Genomic DNA, 15,859 nt, shown 5'->3' with positions numbered 1-15,859 from the left:
CTGCCTGGCTCACGCGAGGCTCCTCTGCCTGGCGACCTCGGCGGCGACGCCTTCGACGGTCGGATCGTCGATGAACACCTCGAACGGCAGATCGACGGCCATCGTGTCCCTGACCTTCGCGATGATCTGCGTGATGGACAGGGAGTGGCCGCCCAGGTCGAACAGGTCGTCGCCGGGGTCGACGTGATCGAGGTCGAGCACCTGGCGCCAGATCTCGCCCACGGCCACGACCAGGCCGGCGTCCGTCCCTGCGGCTCTCGGCCGCTGGAGACCGGTTCCGCCGCCCGCGCCCGCGACACTCGAAGGCAGCGGGAGGTCGTCGATCGGCGCGTGCGGCCGTTCGGCGACGCCGCGCAGCAGCGCCGTCAGGTCCGCGGCCACGCTCTCGCAGCCGTCCCTGCCGAGGTGGCGGGGGTTGTACTGCAGCCTGGCCGCCGCCCCCCTCGGACCGTCCACGACCTGAAGATGCAGGGTGTTGCGCACGGCTCCGTTGAACATCATCCACTCCACCGAGGCGGCCAGCCCTGGGAAGACGGGCTCGGCCTCGCTCCTGGAGCGATAGCTGAGCGAGACGGGGGTGAGCGCCGCGCGCGGGCTCACCCCGCCCAGCGCCCTGGCCAGCGGCACGTGCCTGTAGGCGTACATCCGGCGCAGCTCCGCCCGCACGTCGGCGGCGAACTCGGCGAACGTGCCCGACGGCACGACGTCGAAGGGCAGCTCGTTGACGAACAGCCCGACGTGCTCCCTGGTCGCCTCCGTCCTGGTGGACAGGTCGACGGCCACGGCGGCGCGGGCGTTGCCGTACGCGTGCAACAGCAGCCGCAGCGCCGACAGCACCACCTCGAAGCGGGTCAGTCCCAGCGGGGCGGCCGTCCTCCCCACCTCGTCGCCGAGGACGAAGTCGACGGCGTCTCCAGGCGCGGCGTGCAGGGTGGGCGTGCCCAGGCCCGGCAGGACGAGCTCCCTGGAGTCGTGCCAGCGGGCGCGCCAGAACTCCGCCGCGCCAGGGAGCCTGTCACGCACGCGGGCGTTCTCGTCCTCGACGGCCTCGCCGTACGGCACGGGCAGCGGTGGCAGCGGCTCGCCCGCGTAGGCGGCGGCCAGGTCGCGCACCAGGATGTCCTTGGACATCCCGTCGAAGACGATGTGGTGGGCGGCGAACACCAGCAGGTGCCGGTCCGGCCCGGTCCTCGCCAGCGTGAAGCGGGCCAGGGGGCCGGTGGCGAGGTCGAGGTGGCCTTCGCCCGCCAGGTCGAGCGGGTCGGCCGGCGCCTCGGCCAGCGTGACGGGCACCTCGGCGGTGCCGGTCAGCAGGCGCAGGACGCCGTCGCGCTCGGCGAGCGTGGAGGTGAGGACCGGGTGCCGCCGCACGACCTCGCCGCAGGCGGCCAGCATCCTGCCGACCTCCATCGGACCGTCGAACCAGACGGCCAACGGCATGCGGTAGACCGCCGGATGCCCCGGCAGCGGGATCGTCCGGGGTGTGGGGCCCGCCGCGCCTGAGCGCTCGGTCACCCACATGCCGTGCTGGGCGAGGGACGCCAGGTCAGGGCCGCCCACCAGGGATCTCGTCATGTCACGCCTTCCCGATCATGGCTCGAAGCTCCTCTTTGACGACCTTTCCCGACCGGTTCCTCGGCAGGTCGGCCACGACCAGCACCCGGTGCGGGATCTCGTGCCTGGCCAGCCGGTCGGCCAGGAACGCGCGCAGCGCTGTCACGGAGAGGTCAGGTCCGCGCGGCACGACGGCGGCGGCGAGCGCGGTCCCCAGCACGGGGTGCTCCACTCCGACCACCGCGGCCTCGGCGACGCCAGGATGCTCGTACAGCGCGGCCTCGACCTGGAGAGTGGACACCTTGAAGGCGCCCGACTTGACCACGTCGCTCTCCCTGTCCACGAGGTAGAGGTAGCCGTCACGGTCGAGGTAGCCGAGGTCCCCCATCCGCACCCATCCCTCCCTGAACACCCCGCCCCCGCTCCCCTCACCGCTGCTGCCAGCCGTCCGGCCGCCGATGTACGAGCGGGGTGCGGCGGCGGAGCGGAGCCAGATCTCGCCCACCTCGCCGGGGGGCAGGCGCCTGCCGTCCTCGCCGGTCACCCGCAGCGCGCTGCCGAACCCCGCGCGCCCCAGTGCCGCGGGTCTGTCCTTGTCGAAGACCATCACGGTCTGCGCCGGCGCCGCCTCGGTCGAGGTGTAGTAGTTGACGAGCGTCGCGTTGGGGAAGGCGGCCGACAGCCGTAGGGAGAGCGCGGGCGGCAGCGCCGCCGCCGCCGACCCGAGCAGGACCACGCTCGACAGGTCGTGCCGCTCGTGCGCGCCGTGGTTGAGCAGCTCGCTGGCCATGGAGGGGACGACGAAGACCGTCCCCACGGCGTGCGACTCGATCAGCCTGGCGAACCTCGCCGCTGTGAACGTCGGCAGCGTCATGACAGTGGGGTGGGCGTCGAGCGCGTTCATCAGCATGGCCTGGGCTGCGTTCGTGCCGATGGGGAAGGCATGCAGCAGGCGGGTGGAGTGGGCGAACCTGCGCCGGTTCGGCCGTAGGGCCCTGTCGTGGGTCAGGTTGGCGTGGCTGGCCCCCACCGCCTTGGGCCTGCCGGTGGTGCCGGAGGTGTAGAGAATCTGGGCCAAGTCGCCCGGGTTCACCTCGACCCCGACACCACCCTGAGACACCCACCCCCGCGCCACCCCGGCACCCGAACCCCGCCCGTCCGCAGCCCCGCCTTGTAAGCCATGCACAGGCCCAGCCCCGCCTTGTAAGCCATGCAGCCCAGCCCCGTCTTGTATGTCGTCCGCGAGCCCAGCCCGGCACCCCAAGTTGCCCGCGAGTTCAGGCCCGGCTTCTGGGGCGCTCGTGACGAGCTCGTCGCCAGGGATGCGAGGAAGAGGTGCAAGGCCGCCTTTGGGCGGGCTCGTGACGAGCTCAGGCTGGGCGCCCGGCGCACAAGGCAGGAGCGCGGGCCCGTCAGCGGCCTGGTGGTGCTGACCCTGACCGGCCACGACGCCAAGCAGGTGTCCCCGAGCCTGTTCGCCGGCCGTACGGTGGCCGGACTCGACGCCCGGGGGACGGGGCAGGTTCTCGGGCCCTGCTTCCAGATCTGTCGCCTGGCAGGACCAGTACGCGCCCGGCGGAGGGAGAGTGCCTTCCCCGTGGAGCACCCCCACGGCCGCGCAGTCGTCCAGCATGTAGGCGAGTTCGGCCGGTGCCAGACGGTCCGACAGGGGCACGGCCACCGCTCCGGCCCGCTGGACGGCGCAGTAGGCGACCGCGAAGGCGATCCAGTCCTTCGCGGCGAACAGCAACCCCACGCGCTCGCCGCGCCGGAGCCCTCGGGCGAGCAGGCCATGGGCGGCGGAGTCGGCGCGCAGGTGCCACTCCCGCATGGTCAGCTCGCCATGACCGGCGACGGCTAACGCCACCCGGTCGGGTTCGAGCGCCGCGCGGGCGCGGAGGAGGTCAGGCACGGTGGTGGGGCCGGGAGAGCCCCTCGGGTGGTCCACGACTGTCGACATGAATGCCCTTTGTGAGACAGACGTTGCATCGGCGTGTGGTGCGGTGTCCTGGGCGCTCTGATGGTTCGGTACGGCAGAGTGCCCTGGTGGTGCGGTGTCTGTTCTGCGCCCGGCGTCCGGGCTGCGCTCCTGCGCCGTACGGTCGGAACCGTCTGGACGGCGGCGGAATTCGTTCGAGTGGGAACGCTCCCACGGATGGGAGGCTAGGAGTGTGCAGCAGATCACGTCAAGCTCTCGGCCGAAATTCCCATGACATATCCCGATTTATGGCTCTTTATGCACGTCGATGACACGGGTTCGCCTGCGAAGACATCCAGACGTTGACACCGATCTCCACTAATCCTTACCTTGAGCTGGGAGCGCTCCCATCGAAGGAGGACGGCCTGACCCCCCTGAGCGGGATCCACGAAGCGGTATTGCGCCGTCGAATGGGCGATTTCGGAGATGCCGGATGAGTTGTCCGCCACCACCGAAATCGGCGTTCCGGGGTTGTCCGGCGCGGCGATCCCGCGACGCCGGGTGACGTGTCCGGCACCACCGGACCGGCGGTCCCGGAGTTGTTCGTGGCGATCCGGAGATGCCGGGCGAAATGTCCGGCACCACCGGATCGGCGATCCCGTATCGTCCAGCGCCGGACGGACGATCCAGGATGTCCGGCGCGGCGATCCAGCAACACCGGGCGACGTATCCGGCACCACCGGACCGGCGGTCCCGTCTTGTCCGTCGGCCGGAGGGGTGGTCCCGTCTTGTCCGGCGTCGGCCGGAGGGGTGGTCCGGAGGGGCCGGTGAGTTGTCTGGTGCAGTCCGAGGGGTGGTCGGAGTGGCGCGTTTCGGTCCTCTTCGCTGGGATGGTCCTGAGGTCGCCGGCTGCGGGCTCGTGTCTGGTGATATGCGCCAGGCGATATCCTTCCGCCCGTCCTACCTGCTCCCGATCGACGCCCAGGCCGGCAGCCCAACCCCCGGACGAGGACTCCCGCCGACCGCCCCACCGCCGTGAAACAACCTGTGCCGCTCCGACCTCCAGTAAGGCTCTGGGCCGCTCAGGTCGCCCAAGGCAACCCCGTCCGCCCCGCCCCACTCCCCTGGTCCGCCCGATCGGCGCTCTCATCCCCGGCCCCCAAAGAGCCGCGCCATCCCCTCGATCGCCCCACCCCCGCTGACCCGTTCGAGCCGCGCCAGGTTCGCCCCGTGAAAGGACCTCCCTTGACCGACCTCCTCCTTCACGGCGGCGGCTACACGGCGGCCGTCGCCGAGTGCGGCGCGGCCGTACGGATGCTGCGTCACGGCGACCGCGACCTGATCACCGGCTGGCCGGCCGAAGGTCCCATCCCCTACTACAGCGGCACCCTGCTGGCCCCATGGCCGAACAGGGTCGGCGGCGCCGGCTACGCCTTCGACGGCGACGTCCACCGGCTGCCCGTCAACGAGCCCGACAGGGGCCACGCCCTCCACGGGCTGGTCGCCGAGGCCCGCTGGAGCGTCGCCGAGCTGTTCACCGTCGAGGACGAGCACGGCTTCGCCAGGCTGACCCTCAACCTCGCGCCGTCGCCTGGATACCCGTTCGCCCTGTCGTTCCAGGTCGTGCACCGGCTCGACGGCGACGGACTGACCACCACGCTGACCGTCCAGAACGTGGGTGACAGGCCCGCCCCCTACGGGTGCGGTCCGCATCCGTGGCTGCTGGCAGGCGACGACGTCACGGCCTACGAACTGCACCTGCCCGCCTCCGTCGTGGCGATGGTGGACGAGGCGCTGCTCCCGGTCGCGCTGGAGGACGTCGCGTCCACGCCGTACGACTTCAGGACGCCCCGGGTGATCGGCGACACGGCCATCGACCACGCGTTCACCGCCCTGGCACATGGAGACCTGGAGACGGGCAGCCGAGGGTCAGGATCAGAGGGCGCCCGCCAGGTCTCCTGCCAGGCGGGCACGGGGCACGGGGGATCGGGGCTTCGCGGTGAGAGTGCGGCGGACGCCGGGCGGACGGACGGCGTGGACGGGCTCGTGCGGGTGCGGGTGCGCGGGCCGGGCGGCGGGGTGGAGATGAGCTGGCAGGCGGCGGAGCTCCCATGGGTCCAGGTGTGCACGGGCACGGGCCTCGGCCACGCCGGGCTGGCCGTGGAGCCGATGACCTGCCCGCCCGACGCGTTCAATTCGGGGACCGACCTGGTGGTGCTGTCCCCTGGCGACAAGCACGAGGCTTCCTGGACCATCGCGGCCCTCTAGCTCTCGCGGGCCGGGCCGGAGGATGCCGATCCCGGCCCGGAGTCTCCGGCCTCCTTGACGCGCCGTGCCGGTGGCTCTTACCGTTTGGGAGCGCTCCCAAGGCCGTACCCTCCGAGGAGGACAGGTGATCACATGAGTCCGCCGGCCACCATCGAGGACGACGACCTCGAAAGGCTGCTGCTCATCAGGCACTTCGAGCTCGCCCTGCTCCGCCTCTTCGAGCGCGGCCTGTTGCACGGCACCACCCACACGTGTCTCGGCCAGGAGCACATTCCCGTCGCCCTCTCTCCCCTGCTGCGTCCCGACGACTTCGTGTTCAGCAACCACCGAGGCCACGGGCACTTCCTGGCCCGCCACCTCGACCCCCACGGCCTGCTGGCCGAGATCATGGGCCGCGAGGGCGCGCTCTGCGGCGGCGTCGGCGGCAGCCAGCACATCTACCACCGCCGCTTCCTGTCGACGGGCGTCCAGGGTGAGAGCCTGCCCGTGGCCGTCGGCGTGGCCCTGCGCATGGCCGGGACCGGCGCGCTCACCTGCGTCTACGTCGGCGACGGCACCTGGGGCGAGGGCTCGGTCTACGAGGCGCTGAACCTCGCGAGCCTCTGGCAGGTCCCCCTCCTGCTCGTCGTGGAGAACAACGGCATCGCCCAGTCCACGCCGACCCGCCTCCAGCTCGCCGGCTCCGTCGCGGCGAGGGCGGCCGCCTTCGACGTCGACCACCTCGCGATCGACTCCACCGACGTCGCCGCGATCAGGAACGCGCTGCGCCCCGCCGTCGCCGAGGTCCGCGAGCGCGGCAGGCCGCTCGTCGTGGAGTTCGCCACGCACCGGCTGGGCCCCCACAGCAAGGGCGACGACTCCCGTCCTGAATCCGATCTGCTTCGCGCGCGCGAAGCCGACTGGTACACCAGCTACCGGCGGGCCGACCCTGAGCGCTTCCTCCGCGTCGACCTCGCCCAGCGCGAGCGGGTCGAACGGCTCGCCGACGAGGTCGCGGCCAGGCCGCCGTCGGTCTGGGACAGGGCGTGAGGGTCGCCGAGCAGCTCAACCTCGCCCTGCACGAGCTGCTGAAGTCCGACCCGAGCGTGCACCTCCTGGGCGAGGATCTCTCCGACCCGTACGGCGGAGCCTTCAAGATCACCAAGGGGCTGTCCACGGCGTTCGGCGACCGGGTCCGCTCGACCCCGCTCAGCGAGAGCGCCATCGTCGGCGTCGGCGCGGGACTGGCACTGGCGGGCGACAAGGCGATCGTCGAGATCATGTTCGCCGACTTCGTCACGCTGGCCTTCGACCAGCTGGTCAACTTCGCGGCGAAGTCCACCACGATGTACGGCAGGCGCGTGCCCATGCCCCTGGTCGTCCGCTGCCCTTCGGGAGGCGGAAGGGGCTACGGGCCCACGCACAGCCAGAGCCCCCAGAAGCACCTCATCGGCGTGCCCGGGCTCGGCGTCCACGAGCTGTCCCCCTTCCACGACCCCGGTGTGCTGCTCACCCATCTGCTGTCGACGGGCGAGCCGTCCGTGGTGTTCGAGGACAAGATCCTCTACACCCGCCAGGCGTTCGAGAACGGCGTCGTCGACGACCTCTTCCGCTTCGAACTGCTCGGCGAGCGGCCCGGATGGGCGCGGGTGTTCCTGCCGGAGGCGGGCGCCCCCGACTGCGTGCTGGTCACGCCGGGAGGCATGGCGCACAGGGCGGTCGCGGCCATGCGCGAGCTGCTGCTGAACGACGAGGTGGCCTGCGAGCTGCTGGTCCCGGCCACGCTGTACCCGCTCGCGCTGGAGGAGGCGGTGCTCGAGAGGCTGTCGGCGGCACGACACGTCTGCGTGGCCGACGACGGCAGCGAGGGCGGCACCTGGAGCGCCGAGGTCGCCAGGCGGCTGTACGGCCCGCTCTGGCCGACCCTTCGGCAGCCGATCGGCCTGGTCAACGCGGCCGACAGCATCCTTCCCACGGCGCTTCACCTGGAACGGGAGATCATGGTGCAGGACAGCACGATCCGCTCGGCCGTGCTCGGGGCCCTCTCGTGATCGAGGTCAGGGTCCCGAGGCTGAACAGCAACGACACCCACTACATCGTGGTGGAGTGGGTGGCCGAGGAGGGGTCGCGGGTCGCGGAGGGCGATCCGCTCGTGGTGGTGGAGACCTCCAAGGCGACCGAGGAGATCGCGGCCGAGGGGGAAGGGGTGGTGCGCCGCCTGCTTCCCGAGGGGGCCGAGATCGAGCCGGGCCAGACGGTGGCCCACCTGCTGCCCGGCTCCGAACCCCTCGCCGGCCTGGAAGACCCTCGCCAGGACGTCGAGCCCGGCCACCGGCCACAGCATGACGGGATCGTCATCACCGGGCCCGCGCGGGCGCTCATGGCCTCGGCGGGCGTGTCGGAGGAGAGGGTGCGCGCCCTCGGCGTCCGGCTGGTCCGCAGGGCCGACATCGAGCGGCTGGCCGCCGGGCCGGAGGCTCCGGAGCCTCCCGCGCCGCCGTACCCGCAGCACGAGAGAGTGACCCTCGGAAGGGCGCAGCGGCGCACCGCCGAGCTGGTGTCCGAGTCGCACAGGACGGTGCCCGCCGCCTTCACCGCGCTGACCGTCGAGGTGGACGCCGCGCTCGCCATGGCGAGGACGGCGACCAGGTCGTACCGCACGCTGGTCGGCCTTCCCGAGCTGCTCGTCAGAGCGGCAGGGCTGCTGCGCGACAGGTTCCCGCTGTTCTTCGCCGAAGCCGAGCCGGACGGCGTCGTGCGCCTGGCCCCCGCCGCCCACGTGGGCGTCACCTTCGACACGGGCAAGGGCCTGGCCGTCCCCGTCGTACGCGACGCGGGCACCAGGTCGCTGGCCGAGGTGTCGAAGGATCTCATGGAGTTCCGCAGGGCCTCGATGGGTGACGGCTTCAGGGAGCGCGACCTGCGCGACCCCTCGACGGTGGTGACGCTGCACACCGATCCGGGCGTCGCGTTCGCCGTGCCCGTGGTCTTCCCCGGCCACACCAGCGCCCTGTCGCTGGCGGCCGTCAGGACCGAGCTCGAGCTCGACGGCGAAGGAGCGCCCGTCGCCAGGCAGGTGGTGAACCTGGGCGTCGCCTATGACCACAGGGTGCTCAACGGCCGCGACGCGGTGGCCTTCCTCGTCGCGGCCAGGGAGCTCCTTCGCTCACCCGAGCAGCTCGCCTGACCGCGACGGCTCCTTGTCAGCGCACCAGCTCCAGGGCGGGCGCGCACGTGCCCGAGGTGGCGCAGCCGACGAAGTGGCCGGGCTCGGCCTCCACGAGGCCGGGCCACGTGGCGTCGCTTCCCGCGGCGCCGTGGTAGAAGCAGGTCGCCTCCTCCTCCGGCGCGTCCTCCTCCTCCGACCACCTGCGGTGCAGCCGCGGGACCGAGCCCAGCAGGTTCCTGGTGTAGGGGTGCAGGGGGTTGCCGAAGACCAGCTCGGTCCTGCCCATCTCGACGACCCTGCCGCTGCGCAGCACGACGGTCTTCTCGCTGACGTAGTTGCCCAGCGAAAGGTCGTGGGTGATGAACAGGATGCCGAGCCCTCTCCCCTTGAGCTCGCCGAGCAGGTTGAGCACGTCGATCCTGGTCGAGGCGTCCAGCATGCTGATGATCTCGTCGGCGACCAGCATCCTGATGTCGAGCAGCAGGGCGCGGGCGATCAGCAGGCGTTGCAGCTGCCCTCCGCTGAGCTGGTGGGGGTACTTGCCGAGGACGCCGCCGGGGTCCAGCCGTACCGCCGCGAGCGAGCTCTCCACCCTGCCGCGCCAGTCGGCCGCGCCCATGCTGGGGAAGAACCTCTGCCTGATCATCTCCAGCACCCTGTCGGCCTTGAAGATGGGGTTGTAGGAGCTGAAGGGGTCCTGGAAGACGCCCTGCACCGACCTGTAGTAGTCCTTCTGCCTGGCGACGTCGACGCCGTCCAGGGTGATGGAGCCCTCCGAGATCGCGGCCAGGCGCAGGATCATCCTGCCCAGCGTGGTCTTGCCGCTGCCGCTCTCCCCGATCAGGGAGACGACCTCGCCCTGCGCGACCTCGAAACCCACCTCCCGTACGGCGTGCAGCTCCCGCCCGCCGAACGAGCCCGTCCTGAAGGTCTTGGAGACCCTGTCCAGTCTCAGCATCACACGGCCTTCCAGCAGGCGACGGAGTGTCCAGGCGCGACCTCGGCGAAGGGCGGCTCCTCCGCGCAGCGCTCGAAGGCCAGCGGGCAGCGGCTCCTGAACCTGCAGCCCTTCGGCGGGTCGAGCAGTGAGGGCGGGCGTCCCGGGATGCCCTGGAGCCTGCGCTCCTCGTAGCGGACGCCGACCTCGGGCAGCGAGGAGATCAGTGCCTGGGTGTAGGGGTGGCGCGGCGCGGAGACGATGACGTCGGCGGTCGCCTTCTCCGCCAGCTTGCCCGCGTACATCACCATGATCGTGTCGGCGATCTGGTAGACGAGCGAGATGTCGTGGGTGACCACGATCATGCTCTTGACGAGGTCGCGGTCCCTGAACTCCAGGAGCGTCTTGGCCACGGCCTTCTGCGAGGAGACGTCGAGGGCCGAGGTGACCTCGTCGGCGATCAGCAGGGAGGGGTCGAGCAGCGTGGAGATGACCATCACCATGCGCTGTTTCATCCCGCCCGACAGCTCGATCGGGTAGCGGTCGAGCACGTCGGCGGAGAGGCCGACCAGCCCGACGCGCCGTTCGAGCTCCTGCCGCATGGGCGCCACGCCCCTCGACCTGAGCAGTTCGTCGACCATCCGGCCGATCTTCCTCGTCGGGTTCATGGCGCTCATGGCGTACTGCGGGATGAGCGACACCTCGTGGAACCTGAAGGGGTTCATGGCGTGGGTGTCGCCGACCGGCAGGTTCTTGCCGTCGAGTTCGGCGGAGCCGCCGATGTGGCGCATCCTGCCGTCGAGCCTGATGAGGCTCTTGCCGAGCGTCGACTTGCCCGAGCCTGACTCGCCGGCCAAGCCCATGATCTCCCCGTCGGCCAGGGAGAAGGTGACGCCGTCGAGAGCCTTCACGTCCCCCTTGAGCGTCCGGTAGTAGACCCTGAGGTCCTCCACCTTCAAGGTCATGTCACATCTCCCTCAGCTTGGGGTTGAACACCTCGTCGAGTCCGACGTTCATCACGTAGAGCGAGCCGACGACGGCCGTGATGCCGAGACCGGGCGGGATGAACCACCACCACATGCCGAGGTGCAGCGCGTTGTAGCGGGCGGCGTTGTTGAGCATCAGGCCCAGCGAGATCGAGTCGGTCGGGCCCAGGCCGATGAAGTCGAGGGAGGCGCCGATCAGCACGGAGCCGCCGAACAGCAGGATGAAGGCCATGAACAGGTAGGAGCTCATGTTGGGAGCGATCTCCCTGGTCATGATCCGCCAGGGGCGCACGCCGCTGAGCCTGGCCAAATCCACGAACTCGCGGCTGCGCAGCGAGAACGTCTGGGCCCTGATCGCCCTGGCCACCCACGGCCATGAGGTGAGCCCGATGAAGACGGCCTGCACGGGGATGCTGCGGATGCCGAGGTAGGCGTTGATCACCAGCAGAACCGCCAGCGCGGGGAGCACCAGGACGATGTTGGTGAGCATGTTGAGGATCTCGTCCACGATGCCGCCTCTGTATCCGGCGGTGAACCCGATCGCCATGCCGATGACCGCGGCGATGCCGCCGCCGAGCAGGCCGACCAGGAAGGTCGCGCGCAGGCCGTGGATGAACTGGGTGAAGATGTCCTGTCCGAAGATCGTGGTGCCGAACCAGTGCTCACCTGACGGCGGGGCGAACTGCGGCCCGACGTAGGCGTTGGGGTCGGCGGCGGCGACCATCGGCCCGAACAGCCCGAGGACCAGCAGCACCACCAGGACGGTGAGGCCGGCCAGCAGTTTGCCGTTGCGCAGCGCGAAGTGCAGCGCCTCGGCGCGGACCCCCGTGGTGGCGACGGCGGCCTTCTCGTCGGGAACGACGCTCATGCCTCAGCCCCCATCCCCGCCCTGGTACGCGGATCGACCAGGACGTAGACGATGTCGATGACGAAGTTGGCGACCAGCACGCCGATCACGATGAACAGGAAGACGCCCTGCAACAGGAAGAAGTCCTGGTTCTGGATGGCCTTGAGGATCAGGCTGCCGAGACCCGGATAGGAGAAGACGACCTCGGTGACCAGCGCGCCCGCCACGAGCACGCCGAGTTGCAGAGCCAGCCCTGTGATCTGCGGCAGCACCGCGTTCCTGAAGGCGTAGCGGCGGATCAGCCGCTGGGGAGCGCCCAGCGCCGACAGGTAGGAGGAGTAGTCGGCCTCCAGCTCGTAGATGATCATGTTGCGCATGCCGATGGCCCAGCCACCGAAGGCGACGAGGAAGAGCGACAGGAACGGCAGGAACCAGTGCAGGGCCAGGCTGCCGACGAACTCCCACGACAGGTTGGGCCGCATCGCGTAGCTGTAGCCACCCGCGACGGGGAAGACGCCTGCCACGATGCCGAGCCCCCAGGCCAGCAGGATGGCCAGCCACATGTACGGCGTGGCCGTCAGGATGTAGCCGACGGGCAGCACGGTGTTGTCCAGCAGCCTGCGCCTGGCCGCGAAGGCGCCGAACCTGTTGCCCGCCCACCAGCTCAGCAGGATGGCGGGCACGAGCAGGCCCAGGGTGTACGGCACGGCGCGCGTGATCACGTCGGCCACGGGCGTGGGGAACAGCCAGATGCTGATCCCGAGGTCCCCGCGCAGCAGCGCGCCCCAGAAGTTGAGGTACTGCTGCCAGGCGGGCAGGTCCAGGCCGAACAGGCCGGTGTAGTAGGCCTGCATGGCCGCCACCGCCTCGGGCTGGGCGAGGTTGGCCCTCGACACCATCGAGGCGACGGGATCACCCGGCATGAGCCGGGGGATCAGCCAGTTGATCGTGACCGCCGCGAAGAACGTCAGTCCGTAGATGAGCAGCTTCCTGCCGAAATAGCGTCGCACGCGATGACTCCAGGTAGGACGGCGAAGGGCGGAGAGCCGCCCCCTCCGGCGAGGGGAGGGGGCGGCGGCCAGAGGTCAGCCCTTCGCAGGCTGGATCTCGGTGAGCGTCAGGATGCCGCCCAGCTCCAGCCAGTTGCGCCACATGGTCGGCGCGGACTTGGGCGCGTCGGGGGCCGAGGAGGGCCAGTTCGTCCACACCGAGCTGGTGGTCTGCGACCACAGGCCGTTGTACCAGAGCGGGATGGCCGGCATCTCCTCCAGCTGGATGCGCTGGATCTTGGACAGGACCTCCTTCATTCCCGCCTCGTCCTCGGGCTTCTTGCCGTCGAGTTCCTGGACCAGGTCCCAGACCTTCTTGTTCTCGTAGCGGCCGAAGTTGACCGTGTTCTGGGCCTTCTGAATCGGCAGCTGGAAGAGGTAGTCGTAATACATCCACGGCGTGTTCGACAGCTGCCGCTCATTGTTGATCATCATGTCGAACTTGCCCGACGAGCGCTTGTCGACCAGCGCGTTGTAGTCGGGGAACTCGGGCGTGAGGTTGACGCCCACCGCCTTGGCGCTCTCGGCGATGACCCTGATCGACTCCATCCAGTCCGACCAGCCGGCCGGGACCTCGATCTTCAGCTGGATCTTGGAGCCGTCCTTGTTCTCGACGAAGCCGTCGCCGTCGGTGTCCTTGTAGCCCGCGTCGGCCAGCATCTTCTTGGCCTTGGCCTGGTCGAAGGAGAACCCGAGCTCGCTCACCACGCTCTGGTCGACGTACTTGTCCCACTGCGGCAGCAGGCCGGTCGGGTTGGCCGGACGCACCAGGTTGCCGTAGACGCCCTCGACGATCTTCTTGGTGTCGACGGCACTGGCGACGGCCTTGCGGAAGGCCGGGTCGTCCATCGGCTTCTTCTGGGTGTTGAGCACCAGCCACGCGGTGTTGGCCGACAGCATGTACGGCGGCTCGGGGTAGTAGGTCTTCACCCCGAAGTTGCCCTTGACCAGGTTGGCGATGCCGGGCAGGAAGTTGTTGCTCAGGTCGAGGCCGTTCTGCAGCAGCAGGCCCATGGCGACCTCGTTGCTGGAGTTGACGATGTCGACGATGTACTTGGGCTTGACGTCCTTGTTCAGCGCCTTGGTGGCCCACCAGCCGTCACGCTTGACCCAGGCCACGCGGTCCTGGTCGTGGCTGTGGTAGCTGTAGGGGCCCGTGCCGACGGGCTTGTCGTTGACGCCGTTGACGACGTCCTCCTCCGAGCGGGCCTCCCAGACGTGCTTGGGCAGCATCACCCTGCTGTAGAGCGCGTTCGCCCACTGCTGGTAGTTGGGCTTGGTGAAGGTGAACTTCACCGTCTGGCCGTCGACCGCCTCCGCGCTCTTGAGGAAGGTCCAGAGGTTGGCGTAGGGCACCGTCTTCATCTTGCCGAGCTCGAAGGTGAACACCACGTCGTCAGCGGTCAGCGGCTTGCCGTCCGACCAGGTGACGCCCTGGCGCAGCTTGAGCTCGTAGGTGGTGTCGTCGCTCCAGGCTCCGCTCTCGGCCAGCCACGGGGTGAACTGGCCCGTGTTGGGGTCGAACAGGAACAGCGGCTCGTAGACCAGGCCGTTCGTGCCCGTGGCGTGGTCCCAGTTCCTGATGGGGTTGAAGTTGGCGGGCGCTCCCCACTGGGTGCCGCCGGTGTACAGCGTCTGGTTGCGCGGGAACGCGCCCTCGCCGCCCTGGGCGGGCGCCTGGCTCGCCGCCGCGCCAGGGGCGCTCGACTGTACGGCGGGCGTGGGCGTCTGCCCCGACGTGCAGGCTGTCACGACCAGGCAGGTCGCGAGCAGGGGCATGAGCACGCGCCATCGGTTTCGCATGGAATCTCCTTTGTCCCCGCGCAGGGATCTCGCCCTGGCGGAGTTCTCCTCGAGCACCATCCCCCCGATGGCCTGAACCGGATTGACGCGCCTCATGACATGGGAGCGCTCCCACTCGCAAAGCCTTCCGCCGCGCCGGACAGGTAACGCGACCGTAAAATTGACGAATCCCGATGTCAATAGCGCTGCGGTACGCGTGACGTATCCGAGATATGCCGATAAATCCTAGAAACACGGTAGCGTGGGAGCGTTTCCACAGGTCGGCTTTTCATAAAGCCCATAACGCTCCAGTTTGATCTGGAATGCCGCATGGAGGGATCATCCGAGCGTGGACAGCAGAACCAAGCGCCGCATCAGCGCCGACGCCCTCTCCTCTCTCGCCCACAGGGCTCTCGGCTCGCACGTGCGCGAGGCGGTCGAGCTGGCCGACGGCTTCGCCAACGCCGTGTGGAAGCTCATCCTCGACGACGGCCGCCATGTCGTGCTGAAGCTGTCCCCTCCTCCCGACCTCGACCAGCTCACCTACGAACGAGACCTGCTGCGCATGGAGGCCGCCGCCTACGCCCACGCGGCGGATGCGGGCGTGCCGATCGCGAATCTGCTGAAGGCGGGCTTCGACGACCCCGTGCTCGGCGGCGACTACCTCGTCATGACCGTGCTGGACGGCACGCCGTGGAACCAGGCGGAGCTCGACGACGCCGCCCAGGCCGCGCTCAGGTACGAGCTCGGCGGCCACCTGGCGCGGCTCAACGGGGTGACGGGCGACGTCTACGGCTACCCGCACAACGGCCTGACCGGCGCGACCTGGCGCGAGGCCTACCTGCGGATGACGGGCGCGCTGCTCGACGACGCCGTGCGCTATCAGGGGACGCCCCTCCCCCGGCCCGTCGCCGAGCTGAGGGCGTTGCTGGAGGGCGCCTCCGAGGCGCTGGACGAGGTGACCACGCCGCACCTGGTGCACTTCGACGTCTGGGCGGGCAACGTCTTCCTCGACCTGAACGCCGCGCCCAGCATCCAGGCGATCATCGACCACGAGCGCGCCTTCTGGGGTGACCCGCTCGCCGAGCTCATCACCCCGACGATCTTCAACGAGATCGATGAGGACGACCCGCTGCTGGCCGGCTACCGCGCGGTGCGCCCGCTGGAGCTGACCCCCGGCGCGCACCGGCGGCTCGACCTCTACCGGGCCTACCTCTACCTGATCCTGCTGGTGGAGAACGGCCCCAGACAGTACCCGGAGGAGGAGTACGCCCCGCTGCGCGATCTGGCGATGTCCTCGCTGGTCAAGGTGCTGGACCGGCTCGACGGGTGACGCTTGCGCGGCCGCTCGTTTTCAGCGCATGATGAAT

12 protein-coding genes are annotated in these 15,859 nt (G+C 69.8%); 5 read left to right on the top strand and 7 right to left on the bottom strand.

Annotated elements, in window-relative coordinates; all coding sequences use genetic code 11:
- Nucleotides 1-9: 9 nt before the first annotated feature.
- Both ABFX50_RS22190 and ABFX50_RS22185 read right to left on the bottom strand, forming a co-directional pair.
- Entirely contained in the window at nt 10-1,575 is a 1,566-nt protein-coding gene (locus ABFX50_RS22190) for a condensation domain-containing protein (RefSeq protein ID WP_346149167.1), read from the bottom strand.
- Between the two features lies 1 nt (nt 1,576).
- Complete coding sequence (locus ABFX50_RS22185; RefSeq protein ID WP_346149165.1) at nt 1,577-3,514, bottom strand: class I adenylate-forming enzyme family protein; 1,938 nt, start codon at nt 3,512-3,514, stop codon at nt 1,577-1,579.
- 1,203 nt (nt 3,515-4,717) lie between these two features.
- On the opposite strand from ABFX50_RS22185, the gene ABFX50_RS22180 reads away from it, so the two are divergent.
- The 4 genes from ABFX50_RS22180 to ABFX50_RS22165 all read left to right on the top strand — a co-directional run bounded on the left by ABFX50_RS22180 (nt 4,718) and on the right by ABFX50_RS22165 (nt 8,906).
- Nucleotides 4,718-5,740, top strand: coding sequence for an aldose 1-epimerase family protein (locus ABFX50_RS22180; protein WP_346149163.1), 1,023 nt, complete (start codon nt 4,718-4,720; stop codon nt 5,738-5,740).
- Nucleotides 5,741-5,872: 132 nt separating this feature from the next.
- On the top strand, nt 5,873-6,769 hold the full coding sequence (locus ABFX50_RS22175; RefSeq protein ID WP_346149161.1) for a thiamine pyrophosphate-dependent dehydrogenase E1 component subunit alpha: 897 nt from the start codon (nt 5,873-5,875) through the stop codon (nt 6,767-6,769).
- Nucleotides 6,766-7,770, top strand: a complete 1,005-nt coding sequence (locus tag ABFX50_RS22170) for an alpha-ketoacid dehydrogenase subunit beta (RefSeq protein ID WP_346149159.1) — start codon at nt 6,766-6,768, stop codon at nt 7,768-7,770. The genes ABFX50_RS22175 and ABFX50_RS22170 overlap by 4 nt, the downstream gene beginning before the upstream one ends.
- Complete coding sequence (locus ABFX50_RS22165; RefSeq protein ID WP_346149157.1) at nt 7,767-8,906, top strand: 2-oxo acid dehydrogenase subunit E2; 1,140 nt, start codon at nt 7,767-7,769, stop codon at nt 8,904-8,906. Before ABFX50_RS22170 ends, ABFX50_RS22165 begins: the two co-directional genes overlap by 4 nt.
- 16 nt (nt 8,907-8,922) lie before the next feature.
- Here the strand turns inward: ABFX50_RS22165 and ABFX50_RS22160 are convergent, their stop codons facing one another.
- The 5 genes from ABFX50_RS22160 to ABFX50_RS22140 form a co-directional block, all read right to left on the bottom strand.
- The gene (locus tag ABFX50_RS22160; RefSeq protein WP_346149432.1) at nt 8,923-9,846 is read right to left on the bottom strand and encodes an ATP-binding cassette domain-containing protein; all 924 of its coding nucleotides are present in this window, start codon (nt 9,844-9,846) and stop codon (nt 8,923-8,925) included.
- The gene (locus ABFX50_RS22155) at nt 9,846-10,790 is read right to left on the bottom strand and encodes an ABC transporter ATP-binding protein (protein WP_346149155.1); all 945 of its coding nucleotides are present in this window, start codon (nt 10,788-10,790) and stop codon (nt 9,846-9,848) included. The genes ABFX50_RS22160 and ABFX50_RS22155 overlap by 1 nt, the downstream gene beginning before the upstream one ends.
- A 1-nt stretch (nt 10,791) precedes the next feature.
- Nucleotides 10,792-11,679, bottom strand: coding sequence for an ABC transporter permease (locus tag ABFX50_RS22150; RefSeq protein ID WP_183659632.1), 888 nt, complete (start codon nt 11,677-11,679; stop codon nt 10,792-10,794).
- Nucleotides 11,676-12,668: an ABC transporter permease gene (locus ABFX50_RS22145; RefSeq protein WP_183659631.1), complete on the bottom strand. Its 993-nt coding sequence runs from the start codon at nt 12,666-12,668 to the stop codon at nt 11,676-11,678. Before ABFX50_RS22145 ends, ABFX50_RS22150 begins: the two co-directional genes overlap by 4 nt.
- A 75-nt stretch (nt 12,669-12,743) precedes the next feature.
- Nucleotides 12,744-14,510 (bottom strand): ABC transporter substrate-binding protein, encoded by a 1,767-nt coding sequence (locus tag ABFX50_RS22140; RefSeq protein ID WP_346149153.1) that lies wholly within the window; start codon nt 14,508-14,510, stop codon nt 12,744-12,746.
- Between the two features lie 328 nt (nt 14,511-14,838).
- On the opposite strand from ABFX50_RS22140, the gene ABFX50_RS22135 reads away from it, so the two are divergent.
- Entirely contained in the window at nt 14,839-15,822 is a 984-nt protein-coding gene (locus ABFX50_RS22135; protein ID WP_346149152.1) for a phosphotransferase family protein, read from the top strand.
- Nucleotides 15,823-15,859: the final 37 nt, after the last annotated feature.

Origin of the sequence: Nonomuraea recticatena, from assembly GCF_039533245.1 — a bacterium.
GTDB lineage: Bacteria > Actinomycetota > Actinomycetes > Streptosporangiales > Streptosporangiaceae > Nonomuraea > Nonomuraea roseola.
This window is presented reverse-complemented; position numbering and strand designations above follow the sequence as displayed.